Annotated in this window: 12 protein-coding genes; 1 reads left to right on the top strand and 11 read right to left on the bottom strand. The window is 72.4% G+C overall.

Going from position 1 to position 14,324, the window contains the following annotated elements:
* Positions 1–219: 219 nt before the first annotated feature.
* From smc to rsmD, 9 genes are all read right to left on the bottom strand, one after another.
* Positions 220–3,900 carry a chromosome segregation protein SMC gene (gene smc, locus ABGB17_RS06275; protein ID WP_347626830.1) on the bottom strand — a complete coding sequence of 1,227 codons (3,681 nt, stop codon included), beginning with the start codon at positions 3,898–3,900 and terminating at the stop codon, positions 220–222.
* Between the two features lie 245 nt (positions 3,901–4,145).
* The gene (locus tag ABGB17_RS06270) at positions 4,146–4,340 is read right to left on the bottom strand and encodes a hypothetical protein (RefSeq protein ID WP_262848107.1); all 195 of its coding nucleotides are present in this window, start codon (positions 4,338–4,340) and stop codon (positions 4,146–4,148) included.
* A 189-nt stretch (positions 4,341–4,529) separates the two neighbouring features.
* Positions 4,530–4,817, bottom strand: coding sequence for an acylphosphatase (locus tag ABGB17_RS06265; RefSeq protein WP_347626908.1), 288 nt, complete (start codon positions 4,815–4,817; stop codon positions 4,530–4,532).
* Positions 4,814–5,692, bottom strand: a complete 879-nt coding sequence (gene mutM, locus ABGB17_RS06260) for a bifunctional DNA-formamidopyrimidine glycosylase/DNA-(apurinic or apyrimidinic site) lyase (RefSeq protein ID WP_347626829.1) — start codon at positions 5,690–5,692, stop codon at positions 4,814–4,816. The genes ABGB17_RS06265 and mutM overlap by 4 nt, the downstream gene beginning before the upstream one ends.
* A gap of 4 nt (positions 5,693–5,696) precedes the next feature.
* The gene (rnc, locus tag ABGB17_RS06255; protein WP_347626907.1) at positions 5,697–6,422 is read right to left on the bottom strand and encodes a ribonuclease III; all 726 of its coding nucleotides are present in this window, start codon (positions 6,420–6,422) and stop codon (positions 5,697–5,699) included.
* A gap of 252 nt (positions 6,423–6,674) precedes the next feature.
* Positions 6,675–6,854, bottom strand: coding sequence for a 50S ribosomal protein L32 (gene rpmF / locus ABGB17_RS06250; protein ID WP_347626828.1), 180 nt, complete (start codon positions 6,852–6,854; stop codon positions 6,675–6,677).
* A gap of 1 nt (position 6,855) precedes the next feature.
* Positions 6,856–7,431, bottom strand: coding sequence for a YceD family protein (locus tag ABGB17_RS06245; protein WP_347626827.1), 576 nt, complete (start codon positions 7,429–7,431; stop codon positions 6,856–6,858).
* A 48-nt stretch (positions 7,432–7,479) separates the two neighbouring features.
* Positions 7,480–7,956 (bottom strand): pantetheine-phosphate adenylyltransferase, encoded by a 477-nt coding sequence (gene coaD / locus ABGB17_RS06240; RefSeq protein ID WP_347626826.1) that lies wholly within the window; start codon positions 7,954–7,956, stop codon positions 7,480–7,482.
* Positions 7,957–8,325: 369 nt separating this feature from the next.
* Entirely contained in the window at positions 8,326–8,886 is a 561-nt protein-coding gene (gene rsmD, locus ABGB17_RS06235) for a 16S rRNA (guanine(966)-N(2))-methyltransferase RsmD (RefSeq protein WP_347626825.1), read from the bottom strand.
* 606 nt (positions 8,887–9,492) lie between these two features.
* Between rsmD and ABGB17_RS06230 the strand changes: the two genes are divergently transcribed.
* Positions 9,493–9,726, top strand: a complete 234-nt coding sequence (locus ABGB17_RS06230) for a hypothetical protein (RefSeq protein ID WP_347626824.1) — start codon at positions 9,493–9,495, stop codon at positions 9,724–9,726.
* Between the two features lie 113 nt (positions 9,727–9,839).
* On the opposite strand, the gene recG is transcribed toward ABGB17_RS06230, so the two are convergent.
* On the bottom strand, positions 9,840–12,017 hold the full coding sequence (gene recG / locus ABGB17_RS06225; RefSeq protein ID WP_347626823.1) for an ATP-dependent DNA helicase RecG: 2,178 nt from the start codon (positions 12,015–12,017) through the stop codon (positions 9,840–9,842).
* Positions 12,018–12,561: 544 nt separating this feature from the next.
* Positions 12,562–14,178, bottom strand: coding sequence for a DAK2 domain-containing protein (locus tag ABGB17_RS06220; RefSeq protein ID WP_347626822.1), 1,617 nt, complete (start codon positions 14,176–14,178; stop codon positions 12,562–12,564).
* Between the last annotated feature and the right edge of the window lie 146 nt (positions 14,179–14,324).

The following is a 14,324-nucleotide window of genomic DNA, read 5'->3' as shown; positions in this document are numbered from 1 at the left end:
ACCTGCGTCACACCATCATCACGCTAGCTGGGCGGTCTCGCGGTCACGAAAGCGCCGACTGACCACCTGGATCACACCATCACCACGCTAGCTAGACGGTCTTGCGGTCACGAAAGCGCCGACTGACCACCTGCCTCACACCATCACCACGCTAGCTAGACGGTCTTGCGGTCACGAAAGCGCCGACTGACCACCTGCGTCACACCGTCACCACGCTAGCTAGGCGGTCTCGCGGTCGCGGAGGCGTTGGCTGACCACCTGGGTCACGCCGTCGCCGCGCATGCTGACGCCGTACAGGGCGTCGGCGATCTCCATGGTGCGCTTCTGGTGGGTGATGACGATGAGCTGGGAGCTCTGCCTGAGCTCCTCGAAGAGGGTCAGGAGGCGCTGGGTGTTGGTGTCGTCCAGGGCCGCCTCCACTTCGTCCATCACGTAGAACGGCGAGGGGCGTGCCTTGAAGATGGAGATCAGGAAGGCCACGGCCGTCAGGGACCGCTCGCCACCGGAGAGCAGCGAGAGGCGCTTGACCTTCTTGCCGGGGGGCCGGGCCTCGACGTCCACCCCGGTCGTCAGCATGTCCGTCGGGTCGGTGAGCACCAGGCGGCCGTCACCGCCGGGGAAGACGCGGGTGAAGATTGTCTCGAACTCGCGGGCGACGTCCTCGTAGGCGGCGGTGAAGACCTGCTCCACCCGCTCGTCCACCTCCTTGACCACGGTCAGCAGGTCGCGGCGCGTCTTGCGGAGGTCTTCGAGCTGGGAGTTGAGGAACGTGTGGCGCTCCTCCAGGGCGGCGAACTCCTCAAGGGCCAGGGGGTTGACCTTGCCGAGCTGGGTCATCTGGCGCTCGGCGACGCGGGCGCGCTTCTCCTGCTCCTCGCGGACGTAAGGCACGGGGTCGCCCTCGGCGAGCGGGACCGGCTGGTCGGGGCCGTACTCACGGACCAGCGCCTCAGGCTCGACGCCGTACTCCTCAAGCGCGCGGGTCTCCATCTGCTCCAGGCGCAGGCGGCGCTCGGTGCGGGCGACCTCGTTGCCGTGGGCGCGGTTGACCAGGCGGTCCAGCTCGCCGGACAGCTCGCGGACCCGGACGCGCACGGCCTTCAGCTCGGTGTCGATCTCACCGCGCGCGGTCTCGGCCCCCACCCGTTCGGTCTCCGCCAGTCCCAGCGAGTAGTCCAGCGCGCCGAGAGCCCGCCGCGCCCCGCGCAGCACCGACTCGGCGACCTCGGCCTGGGCGCGCCGCCGGGCCCGCAGCGCGGCGGCCCCGGCACGCTCCTCGCGCTCCCGGCGCGCGGCCCGCATGAGCTGGTCGGCACGGCCCGCGATGCCCCGCACCCGCTCCTCGGCGGTGCGGACGGCGAGGCGGGCCTCCATCTCGGCCTGGCGGGTCACCCCGCACTCGGCCGCGAGCGCGTCGCGGGTCTCGGTGGTGGGCTCGGCGGTCAGCTCGTCGGCGTACTCGGCCTCGGCGAGGCTCTCCTCCAGCTCGGTCACCCCGGCCAGGTGGCGGTCGCGCGCCTCGCGGGCCGCGGTGACGCTCGCGCTGAGGCGGTCGCTCTCGTCCTTGGCGGCCTGCGCGGCGGCGCCGAGCTGGGCGAGCCGCCGGGCCGACACCGCGACCCGCTGGTCGGCCTCGCGCTGACGGCGGCGCACGGCGTCCAGCGTGCCCTGCGCGGTGTTCACCCCGGCCTGGGCGGTGTCGACGGCCGTGCGGGCCTGCGCGGCGTGAGCCTGTGCGGTCTCCAGGGCGGCCTGCGCCGTACGCTCGGCCTCCGCCGCCAGCTCCAGCCCTTCGGCGGTCCGCCCGGCGGCGGCGCGCGCCTGCTCCAGGTCGGCGGACGCCTGGTCGAGCGCGGTGCGCACCTGGAGCACCGAGGTGCCGCCGCCGGAGCCGCCCTGGGCGTGGCAGGCGCCGACCAGGTCGCCGGTCCAGGTGACGGCGCGCAGGTCAGGGCGCTCCTCCACCACCTTGCACGCGACCGTCACGTCGTCCACCACGACGACGGCGTGCAGCAGCGTCTCCACGGCCGCCCGGAAGGGACCGGTGACCTTCACCAGGTCGGCGGCCCAGCGGGCGCCGTCCAGCGGGGCGGGCCGGGCCAGCTCGGCCTCGGAGGCGACCACGAGGGACGCCCGGCCGGACTCCTCGGCGCGCAGCAGCTCCACCGCGTCCACCACCGTGGACAACGACTGGACCGCGACCGCCTCGGCGGCGGCGCCCAGCACCGCCGCCACCGCGACCTCGGCCCCCGTCTCGACGGTCATCATCGCCGCGAGCGGCCCGAGCACGCCGGCCAGCCCGGCCGCGAGCACGGCGGCGCCGCCGTCCGCGCCGCCGGACAAGCTGAGCTCGAGGGCCTCGCGGCGGGCCTCCAGCGCGGCGACGGCCCGCTGTGCCTCCTGGTCGGCCGTGCGGGCGGTGCCCACCGCGGCCCTGGCGTCGGCGAGAGCCTTGCGCGGGCCCTCGGCGGCGGCCCTGGCCTCGTCGGCGACGGACCTGGCCTCCTCGGCCACGGCCCTGGCCTCCTCCACGCCGGCCTCGGCGCGGGCCAGCTCGGCGGCCAGCTCCGGGTCGGCGGCGGGCTCGGCCCGCTCCAGCTCGTCGTGCTCCTCCTGGGCGCGGGCGCTGCGCCGCGCCGCGTCGTCCAGGGCCTTGGTCAGCCGCCCGATCTCCTCCTCGGCCGCCCGGGCGCGCCCGCGCACCGCGGCGACCTCGCCGCGCAGCCGGGCGAGGCCCTCGCGCCGGTCCGCCGCCGCCCTGGCCGCGGCGGCGAGCCGTCGTTCCTCGGCCTCCAGGGCGCCCTCGGCGTCCTCGCGGCGCGACACCGCCTGCTCCAGGATCTCCTCGGCGATGTCCAGCTCGGTCTTGAGCGCCTGCTCGCGCTCCCGCACCTCGGCGGCCTCGCGCTCGTAGTCCTCGGGGTCGCGCCCGCGCCGCTCGATGGTGGCGGCCTCCAGGGCGTGGCGGTGGCGCTCGGCGGCGAGGGTCTCGACGCTGTGGAGCCGCTCCTTCAGGCCCGCGAGGCGGTAGTAGGTCTCCTGGGCCGACGCGAGGCGCGGCTGGGCGGCGGCCTCGGCGGCCTCCAGCTCGGCCTCCCTGACCTGGCCCTGGCCGAGCTCGGTCTCGACCTGGGCGCGCCGGGCGAGCACGGCCGACTCGTCGGCGGCCTCCTTGTCGAGGTGCTCGCGCAGCCGCACGACGTCGTCGGCGAGCAGGCGCAGCCGGGAGTCGCGCAGGTCGGCCTGGATCACGGCGGCCTTCCTCGCGATCTCGGCCTGGCGGCCGAGGGGCTTGAGCTGGCGCCGCAGCTCGTTGGCGAGGTCCTGCACGCGGGTGAGGTTGGCCTGCATGGCGTCGAGCTTGCGCAGGGCCTTCTCTTTGCGTTTGCGGTGTTTGAGGACGCCGGCGGCCTCTTCGATGAACGCCCGGCGCTCCTCGGGGCCGGCGTGCAGCACGGTGTCGAGCTGGCCCTGGCCGACGATGACGTGCATCTCGCGGCCGATGCCGGAGTCCGACAGGAGCTCCTGGATGTCGAGCAGGCGGCAGGTGTCGCCGTTGATGGCGTACTCGCTCTGGCCGGATCGGAACATCAGCCGGCTGATGGTGACCTCGGTGTAGTCGATCGGCAGGGCGCCGTCGGTGTTGTCGATGGTCAGCGTCACCTCGGCCCGGCCGAGCGGGGGCCGCGAGGAGGTGCCGGCGAAGATGACGTCCTCCATCTTGCCGCCGCGCAGCGACTTGGCGCTGTGCTCCCCCATGACCCATGCCAGGGCGTCCACGACGTTGGACTTGCCGGAGCCGTTGGGGCCCACCACACAGGTGATGCCCGGCTCGAAACGCAGGGCGGTGGCCGACGCGAAGGACTTGAAGCCGCGCAGGGTGAGGTTCTTGAGATACAACCCGCGGCCTCCCCCTTTGTGCTCGGCGACCGCCGTACCAGGCGATCCTGCGGGGCAGACTATCGGGTCACGACGCCTCGGGCGGCCAACCTGTGGAGCGGTGCCGCCGAACGGGCATGACGATCATCGCTCAGGAGGGTTGGAAAGGGCCGGATCCGGGTAACGGCCGTACGCGGGGGAGAGGCAAATGACTAGGGACGCCTTTTGCGAGGCGTCCCTGACACGGTGTACTGCCGTACCGAACCTCAGGTGAGGGCCGGCTCGCGATCCTGCAGACGAGCGAACGCCTCGTCGCGCGACTGCGCGGCGAGAGCGTCGTTCTGCGCCTGGAGCCTGGTGAGCTCTGCCTCCAGATCCCGGATTCGCTGCTGGAGACGGCGCATTTCCGAGACCATTCGAGGGTCAAGACCGCCGACGTGGCCGAGTAGAGCCTTCGCCATGGTTAAGGGTCCTCCACGCTGAGTGACCAAACTGGTTCGCGCACTTCTTGCCGCGGGAGGGGTGCGCGTGTTTCCTCTCAAGAGTCGCACCGGCGATGGAGGCGGTCAAGTTGAACGCTCTCCATGAATGCACCAATGGGCACTCCCGACATGTAAATATACCGCATTTGTGGGGTTTTAGGGAAGCGGCTAGCGCTCTACAAAACCGCCAAAATCCCCACGGACTTGCGACCAGCGCTCCACGACCACGTCCACGCGCCCGGGAGTGTCACCCCCTCTGAGCAGGGCGAGAAGACGTTCGCACGCCTCACGCGGGCCCTCGGCCACCACCTCCACACGGCCGTCCGCGAGGTTGGAGGCCGACCCCACCAGGCCGAGCTCCAGCGCCCGCGACCGCGTCCACCAACGGAAACCTACCCCCTGCACCCGGCCGCGTACCCACGCGTTGAGCCGGACGGGCTCGGCGGGCCCCGTCACACGGCCGCCCGAGGTTGACAACGGGGGCAACTGTAGGAAGACCTGTTCATGAAGGCTTCCCGCAGCACCGGGCCGCCGCACCGCCCGCAGGGCTCCCCCTCGCGTCCGTAAACGTTCAGCGAGCGGTCGAAGTACCCACTCTCGCCGTTCACGTTGACGTACAGGCTGTCGAACGACGTGCCGCCCTGGCCGAGCGCCTCCCGCATCACCGCGCGCACCGCCGTGAGCAGTTCGTCCACCTTGGCGCGGCTCAGCGACCGGGTGGGCACTCCCCCGTGCAGGCCGGCCCGCCACAGTGCCTCGTCGGCGTAGATGTTGCCCACGCCGCTGATCAGCGACTGGTCCAGCAGCGCCCGTTTGATCTCGGTCTGCCGGGCGGCCAGGCGCAGCGCGAACACCTCGTCGTCGAACGCGTCCTCGAACGGGTCGGCGGCGATGTGCGCGATCGGCTCGGGCACCGGGCGCCCGCCCGGTGCCGTGGACACGACCAGCGGGGCCACCATCAGATGCCCGAACGTCCGCTGGTCCACGAAACGCAGCTCGCCGCCGGCGTCGGTGAAGCCGAGCCGTACCCGCAGATGCTTCTCGGCCGGGGAGTCCGCTTCGGTGACCAGAAGCTGGCCGCTCATGCCGAGGTGCGCCAGCAGGGCGTCCGCGCCGGCCTCGGGATCGCCGAGCGGCATCCACAGGTACTTGCCGCGGCGCTCCGCCGAGCGGACCGTGCGGCCCTTCAGGCGGGCCGCGAACTCCGCCGGGCCCGGCAGGTGCCGGCGCACCGCGCGGGCGTGCAGCACGTCGGCACCCATGACGGTGCGTCCGGCGACCCAGCGTGACAGGCCGTCGCGGACGACCTCGACCTCCGGCAACTCGGGCATGGCGTCAGGTGGTCGCCTTCTCCAGGCTCTCGTCGGCCTCGCGGCGGGCACGGATGGCGTTCCACGCGGCCTCCGCGGCCTGCTGCTCGGCCTCCTTCTTGCTGCGGCCGGCTCCCGAGCCGAACTCCTGGCCGCCGACCCGCACCACCGCGGTGAACGACTTGGCGTGGTCGGGCCCGCTCTCGTCCACGTGGTACTCCGGCACACCCAGCATCTCGGAGGCGGTCAGCTCCTGCAGGGACGTCTTCCAGTCCAGGCCCGCGCCGAGGGAGGCCGAACGCTTGATCAGCGGGTCGAACAGCAGGTGGACCACGCGGAACGCCTCGTCCAGGCCCTTGTCGACGTACACCGCGCCGATCAGCGCCTCAAGGGTGTCGGCGAGGATCGAGGACTTGTCACGGCCCCCGGTGCCCTCCTCGCCGCGGCCGAGGCGCATGAAGCGGCCGAGACCGAGGGAACGGGCCACGTCGGCGAGCGCCCGCATGTTCACCACCGCCGCGCGGAGCTTGGCGAGCTGGCCCTCCGGCAGGTCGGGGTGACCCCGGAACAGGGTGTCGGTGACCACCAGGCCCAGCACCGAGTCGCCGAGGAACTCCAGGCGCTCGTTGGTGGGCAGGCCACCGTTCTCGTACGCGTAGGAGCGGTGGGTCAGCGCCCGCTCCAGCAAATCTTCGTTCAGCCGGACGCCGAGCTCGCGGTCGAGCTCCTCTTTCGCGATCTCCACGGCGATCGGCTTACCACCTGCGGCCACGTCTCCTCCTCGGACGAATCTCCGGCCGTCACGCAGAGCGAGCACGTCACGACCTTGGTCGCGATGGCGGATGGAACACGGGCCCGAAAACGTGGTGGACGCCGGGAGATTGCGGCAGCCCCGGCGCCCACCACGGCCGCGGGCGAACCGCCACCGCACGCCTTCGACGGGCCGGTCCTGGCCGGCCGGACGCCTTGCATCCGGCCGGATCACACCGGCCGATCGAGGGCGTCAGGCCGACGGCTCGATGACCTGACGGCGGTTGTAGGTGCCGCAGGTCGGGCAGGCAACGTGGGGCAGCTTCGAGGAGCGGCACTGGTTGCACTTCACGAGCACGGGCGCGGCGGTCTTCCACTGCGCGCGGCGGGAGCGGGTGTTGCTCCGCGACATCTTCCGCTTGGGGACGGCCACGTCAACCCTCCTGGTCGTTTGCGTTCGTTTCTTTTCTCAGGCCCTGCAGCGCCGCCCAGCGGGCGTCGGTCTTCTCGTGCCGGTGGTCCGGGCCGGCGTCAGCCAGCTTCGTCCCGCACTCCACGCAAAGCCCGGGGCAGTCTTCACCGCACACCGGGCTCAACGGCAGTGCGAGCACCACCGCGTCGCGGAAGATCGGCTCGAGATCGAGAAGTTCACCGTCGAGGAGTGAGTCGTCCTCGGCGGCGTCCTCCGCCGAGTAGAAGTAGAGCTCCTGGAAGCCGACCTCGATCTCCGAGACCAGCGGATCCAGGCAACGCGAGCACTCGCCGCTGAGCGGAACCCGCGCCGTGCCCGTGACGAGCACGCCCTCCATCACTGCCTCGAGCCGGATGTCCAGCTCGATATCGGCGCCCTCAGGGACGCCGATCATGTCGACGGAGAGATTCACCGGAGCCGGGAGCACAGGAGAGAGCCGCCGCATGGACCCCGGCCGCCGGCCCAGATCGTGGGTGGAGATGACCCAGGGGGCTCGGGGGTCGAGGCTGTGCAGCGTCTTCCTGCTCTCATGAGGCATGGCGAATCACCGCCGTCGTACAAGGCCGAATAGAAACAATACCAGGACTCAGCCGCGCAACCGCTCGACCAGCATGCGGCGCACGAGATCGGGCACCAGGCCGGAGACGTCGCCGCCGTACCGCGCGATCTCCTTCAGCCTGCTGGACGACAGGAAGGAGTACTCGGGGTTGGTGGACATGAACAGCGTCTCCACCCCCGACATGCGGTAGTTGAGCTGCGCCATCTGCAGCTCGTAGTCGAAGTCGCTGACCGCCCGCAGCCCCTTGACGATGGCCGGGATGCCCTGCTGCTTGCAGAAGTCCACCAGCAGGCCGTGGAACTTCTCCACGCGCACGTTCCCGTACTCATTGGTCACGGCCTGCAACGTCTCGACCCGTTCGTCCACCGTGAAGAGACTCTTCTTCTCCACGTTGATCAGCACGGCGACGACGACCTCGTCATACAACCGAGACGTCCGCCCGATGATGTCCAGATGCCCATTGGTAACAGGATCGAACGACCCCGGACACACAACCCGACGCAAGTCCTACCCCCACCATCCGTGGTTCCCGGCGCCCGCGAACGTACCAAACACTAGCTTCCCTCACCGCTCCGCCCTCCCGGCCTGTACCCCCGCCCTCCTCCATCCGTACCCCGTTGTGCCACCACCCAGGGCTCCGCCGGCAGGCCGGTGACACTCACCAGAAATGCAACCAAGTAGTGATACACGATTCTCGGATTCGGCGACGGTGACCGTGCGTGGGTGCGCACGGGGGAGACTGATCGCGGCGCCCCGGTCTCCCCTGAAGGCCACCGGTTCACCGGCCCGTCCCATCCGCGCCACACCGTCGGAACCCCAGCCGACCGCTGTCAGGCGCGCGGCTATGCAGGCGCGGCCATCAGGCGCGAAGCACTAGACCGCCCGGGCGTACCAGACGGCGGCCTCCCCGTAGCGGCGCACCTTCTCCGCCTCGAAGCCCGGCGGCCACTCCAGGTCCGCCCCACGCGACTCGCGCTCCACCGCCACCAGGGCGTCCCCCGCCAGCCAACCGTTGTCCCTCAGCAGGCCGAGCACCTGCCGCACCGCCTCATCCCCCACCGCGTACGGCGGATCGGCGAACACGAAGTCGTACGGCTCCTCACACGCCCCAGCCACCACCCGCTCCACCTTGTCGGCCACCACGACGGCGCCCTCCAGGCCCAGCGACCCCACGTTCCCCCGGATCGTCCGCGCCGCCCGCCCGTCCGACTCCACCAGCAAGGCGTGCGAGGCCCCCCGCGACAGCGCCTCCAGCCCCACCGCCCCCGACCCCGCGTACAGATCGAGCACCCTGGCCCCGTCCAGCGACCCGAGCAGCGACCCCACAGTGGAGAACACCCCCTCCCTCGCACGGTCACTGGTAGGACGAGTCCCCCGCCCCGGCGGCACCGCGATCCGCCGCCCTCCCGCACTCCCCGCGATCACCCTGGTCACTCCCCCATTCTCGCCGCCCCGGCGCCCACCGGCGTCCCACGGGTCAAGAGTCCCCAAGTGTCGTCGACGAATGAGCAAGGGTGATTCCCCCCGGCCGCCCGAGCCCACATGATGAGTTCTGCGGCCTTCATGGTGACCCAGGGGAAGGCCGACCGGCGTGATCGTGAGCCCTTCCGCGCGCCGGTGCCCTCGGCACCTGACCCGAGGGTGGGCCCAGCCAGGGACGGCATTCGGGGGGAGGCCGTCCCGCGGCTGGGCCCTGGGTCATTTCCACCCCCACCCCTCCAACCACCACCCCCGGTGGCGTCCCATGGAGTGGTGCAACCGATCACTCGGACGGGGAACCGGCACCGGAGCGCTCACCATACGGGCGGCCGGTTGACCACCGCAGATAGGCGCCGGATAGGCCGTTCCACATCCCGCCGTATCGGCGCCGACAAGCCGAAGCCATGGTGCCCGGACCAGGGCCAAGACCCGGACCAGGGCCGCGCCTCGCAGTACGGCCGCGGGACGCACGCCAAACCCCTCGGCGGCCCGAACGGCTCCCACCACGGCCCTCTCGGCCCGCCGGCCGGGGGGCCCGGGACAGGGCCGCAGAACCTGTCCATGCCAGCCACCGGGCCGCTGTCCGCCGGCGCCGAGCTCCAGCAGGCCCTCAGCCGTTCCGAGCCGCCGCCAGTCCAGGATCAGGACCAGAACCCCGACCCGGACCAAGACCTGGACCAGGAACGGGGCCAGGGCCAGGACCGGGCCAGGACCAGGACCAGGCTGCGGACCCGGCCCGACCTTCGGCGCACCCACCCGCTCACGTTCGGGCACACCCCGCTCACCCCACCCTGACCACTTGATCGGTCACCACTCCAAGGACGTCACCTCGGCTCTGCCGGGATGGAGAAGAGCCTTGGTGAGGCCGCCGCTCGGCGGATGGGGGCGGTGCGAGGGGCGGGCGGGGGTCAGGTTTTTTCCAGGTATTCGGCGCGGGAGTCGCCCAGGAGGCGGTCTATTTCGGCTCTCAGGTCGGGGTGGGCGGTCAGGGTGGGGTCGGTGGTCAGGAGGGTGATGGCCTCCTCTCTCGCTTGGTGGATGACGTCTTCGTCTCGGAGGAGTTGGAGCATCTTCAGGCTCGATCTGCGGCCGGACTGGGCGGCGCCCAGGACGTCGCCTTCGCGGCGTTGTTCCAGGTCCACCCTGGAGAGTTCGAAGCCGTCCACGGTCGCGGCCACGGCGTCCAGGCGTTCGCGGGCGGGGGTGCCCTCGGGGGAGTCGGTGACCAGGAGGCACAGGCCGGGGAGGCCGCCGCGGCCTACGCGGCCTCGGAGCTGGTGGAGTTGGGAGACGCCGAAGCGGTCGGCGTCCATGATGACCATGACCGAGGAGTTGGGGACGTCCACGCCCACCTCGATGACGGTGGTGGAGACCAGGACGTCGATGTCTCCCTTGGTGAAGGAGCGCATCACCGCGTCCTTCTCCTCGGGGGGCATGCGGCCGTGGAGGATCTCCACGCGCAGGGCGGAGAGCGGGCCGGTGGACAAGGTGGTGGCGACCTCGGCGACCGCGAGCGGGGGGCGGCGGTCCTCGTCGGAGGGTGGGGCGGACAGGACGTCCTCGTCGCTCTCGTCGTCGCCGATGCGGGGGCACACGACGTACGCCTGCCTGCCCAGGGCGACCTCCTCGCGGACACGTTCCCAGGCGCGTTCCAGGTAGTGAGGTTTGTCGGCGGCAGGGACCACGTGGGTGGTGATGGGGGCGCGGCCGGACGGGAGCTGGCTGAGGGTGGACACCTCAAGGTCGCCGAAGACGGTCATGGCGACCGTGCGGGGGATGGGGGTGGCGGTCATCACCAGGACGTGGGGACGGCCGCCGCCGGCCTTCTCGCGCAGGGCGTCCCGCTGCTCGACGCCGAAGCGGTGCTGCTCGTCCACGACCACCAGGCCAAGGTCGGCGAACTGGACGTGCTCCTGGAGCAGGGCGTGGGTGCCCACCACGATGCCCGCGGCGCCGGACGCGGCGTCCAGCAGGGCCTGGCGGCGGGCTGCGGCGCCCATGGAGCCGGTGAGCAGGGCGACCCCGGTGCCGCCGAACACGCCGCCGCCGGCGAGGTCGCCGAGCATGCGGGTGATGGAGCGGTGGTGCTGCTGCGCCAGGACCTCGGTGGGGGCGAGCAGCGCCGCCTGGCCGTCGGCGTCCACCACCTGGAGCATCGCCCGCAGCGCCACCACGGTCTTGCCCGCGCCGACCTCACCCTGGAGCAGGCGGTGCATGGGGTGGTCGCGGCCGAGCTCCGCCGCGACCTGCTCACCGACCTCCAGTTGCCCTTCGGTGAGGCTGAACGGCAGGCGCTCGTCGAAGCGCGCCAGCAGGCCGTCGTGCCGGCGCGGGCGTGGGGTCGCGGGCCACGCGGCGGCGGCCTGGCGGCGCTGGGCCAGCACGGCCTGCAGCACGAACGCCTCGTCGAACTTGAGCCGTTTGCGCGCCTTGCCGATGTCGGCGTGGTCGCGCGGGCGGTGCACGGCCTCCAGGGCCTCGGCGAGGCCCGTCAACTGGTGCCTCGCCCGCACCGCGGGCGGGAGGGGGTCGGGGAGGGGGCCCAGCGTGTCCAGCACGACGGCGATGGCGCGGCGGATGACCCAGGAGGACACGCCCGCCGCGGCCGGGTAGATGGGGACGGGGGCGGCGGCGAACTCGGCCGCGGTGGCGTCGCCGTCCTCGAACAGCTCGAAGTCGGGGTGGTTGAGCTGCCACCGCCCGCCGGTGCCGCGGCCGAACCGCCCGGCCTTGCCGGAGAACATCGCCCGGGTGCCCGGCTTCAGGCGGGTCTCCACCACGTGGGAGACCTTGCCGAAGAACGACAGGTAGATCTTGTTGCGCCGCCCGTCGACGACCTCGACCTCCAGCCAGGTGCCGCCCCTGTTGCGCATGGGCTTGCGCATCAGCCGGGAGACCTCGCCCACGACGGTGACATGCTCGTCCACCTGGAGCGCGTCGAGCTCTGTCAGCTCGCCGCGCTCGGCGTACCGGCGGGGGTAGTGCCGGAGCAGCTCCCCCACCGTGGTGAGGTTGAGCGAACTCTCCAGCGGCTTGGCCGTCTTCGGGTCGAGCGCCTTGCCGAGCGGCTCCTCAAAACGCGTCACGCCACCAAGTTCTACCGCCCGCACCCGACAACCACACCCGCCGACGCCCCACCTGTGGACAACTCCCCGGGCCAGGGCACGCCTTGTGGACGCCCCTTCGGCCCGGCCTCGCCGCCGGACAGAGGTGGTGGGGTCACGGGACCCCCTGGAGACCGTGGAGCAACCGGCGGCCACGCGCCTGACCGTACGGATGCCCAACCTGGTCAGGGGGGATCACCACCTCCAGCGGACCACAGGTCGCTCCCCCGGCCGGCGACCCCGGTCGCCTCCAGTGCGTTGTCCACGCAGATTCTCGAGGTGAGGCACCGTACGGCGGCGCCGGAATCGCCATACCGCACCCCGCCGTACCGGCGCCGGAAGAAGAACCCCTGATTACCGGAAAGACCGCGGACACCCGGCGAAGGCAGGAGGCCACCACACCAGGCGGGGGCGCCACGCTGGGCGGAGGCGCCACGCTGGGCGGAGGCGCCACGCTGGGCGGAGGCGCCACGCTGGGCGGAGGCGCCACGCTGGGCGGAGGCGCCACGCTGGGCGGAGTTTGGGGTTATTCGACGCCGATCAGGAGGGGGTATCCGCCCTGGCCGCCGGTGTAGACCGTCACCTCCAGGTCGGGGCGGTGGGTGGTCAGGTGGGTGCGGACGGTTTCCGCCAGGGTGGGGCCGGGGCCTGAGCCGGCGATCAAGGTGATCAGTTCGCTGCTGCCGGACAGCATGCGTGACGCGATCTCCATGGCGACGTCCTCCACGGCTGAGCCGATCAGGGCCACGTCGCCCTCGATCACGCCCACCACGTCGCCTGAGCGGCAGAGGCCGGCGCTGGTCATGGCCTCGCGGTCGGCGATCCAGATGTGGCCGTGGCGGGTGTGGACGGCGGCGCCGGTCATCGCGACCACGTCGTCGTCGAAGCGGCGCAGCGGGTCGTGCACGGCCAGGGCGGACAGGCCCTGCACGGTGGCCTTGGTGGGGAGCACGGCGACGGCCGTGCCCTCCTCGCGGGCGATCTCGGCGGCGGCGGTCGCGACGGCGTAGGCGCCGTCGTCGTTGGGGAGGACGGCGACCTCGGTGCCGGCGGCGTGGACGGCGTCCAGGACGGCGGCCAGGGTGGGGGCGGAGCCGGGGGTGCGGCGGACCGCCACGGCGCCGGCGCTCTCGAAGAGGGCGGCGATCTCGGCACCGGCGGCCACGGCCACGACGCCCCGGCCGGTGCCCGCGCGGCGGTGGGTGCGGGCGGGGGCGCCCAGGTAGACGATCTTCACGCGGTACGGGCGGCCTGCGCGCATGCCGGCCTCGACGGCGGCACCCGCGTCGTCCACGTGGACGTGGACGTTCCACAGGCCCTCGCCGCCGACGACCACCAGGGAGTCCCCGAGGGCGTCCAGCTCGCGGCGCAGGGCCTCGACGGCGGTGTCGCCGGCTTCCAGGAGGTACATGACCTCGTAGCCGGGGCCGGCGTCCTTCTCGGCGGGCACGACTTTCGCGGCGGGCCGCGGTACGTCGTAGCGGTCCGCGTACGACCGGGTGATCACGGCCGCGAGGCTCTCCACGATCACGGTGAGCCCGGCGGCGCCCGCGTCCACGACGCCGTTGCGGGCGAGGACGTCGAGCTGCCCGGTCGTGCGGATGAGCGCCGTCCGGGCGGCCGACGCGGCGCGGGCCGCGACCTCCGCGAGCTCGCCCGAGGTGTTCTGCACGGCTCCGGCCACGGCGGTGAGCACGCTCAGCACCGTGCCCTCGACGGGCCGGGCGACGGCGCTCCTGGCCATCTCGGAAGCCCTGACGAGGCCGTCCCTGAGGTCCTTGCCGCCGCCTTCGGCGCGCCTCAGCACCTCGGCCATGCCGCGCAGAGCCTGGCTCAGGATCACTCCCGAGTTGCCTCGCGCGCCGAGCAGGGCCCCGTGCGCGAGCGTGCGCCAGGTGACCTCGGTACCGGCGTCCTCGGGGAGGTCGTCGAGGGCTTCGGCCGCCGAGAGCATCGTCAGGTGGAGGTTGGTGCCGGTGTCGCCGTCCGGCACCGGGAAGACGTTCAGCGCGTCGATCTCCGCCCGCGCCCGCCCGAGCGCCTCGGCGCACACCCGCGACCACCGCCGCACGGCGGCCGCGTCCAGGACTTGGAGTGCGACCGCGCCCCCGGGCCCGGACGTCGCCCCGGAGTCAGAAGCCATGGACACCCCCTGGTCGCACCCGGACTCCGCCGCGTACGTCCCTCGACTCGCCGACATCACCTCCACGGCGTATCCGGCGTCCTCCCCTCCCGGGGGCTCACCTGGGCCGGCGCCGGGTGGGGCGCGGTTCGGGGAGCGGGGCGGGG

This window comes from Sphaerisporangium sp. B11E5, assembly GCF_039871875.1.
Lineage (GTDB): Bacteria > Actinomycetota > Actinomycetes > Streptosporangiales > Streptosporangiaceae > Sphaerisporangium.
The sequence above is the reverse complement of the archived record's forward strand: the minus strand, read 5'-3'. Positions and strand labels throughout refer to the sequence as shown.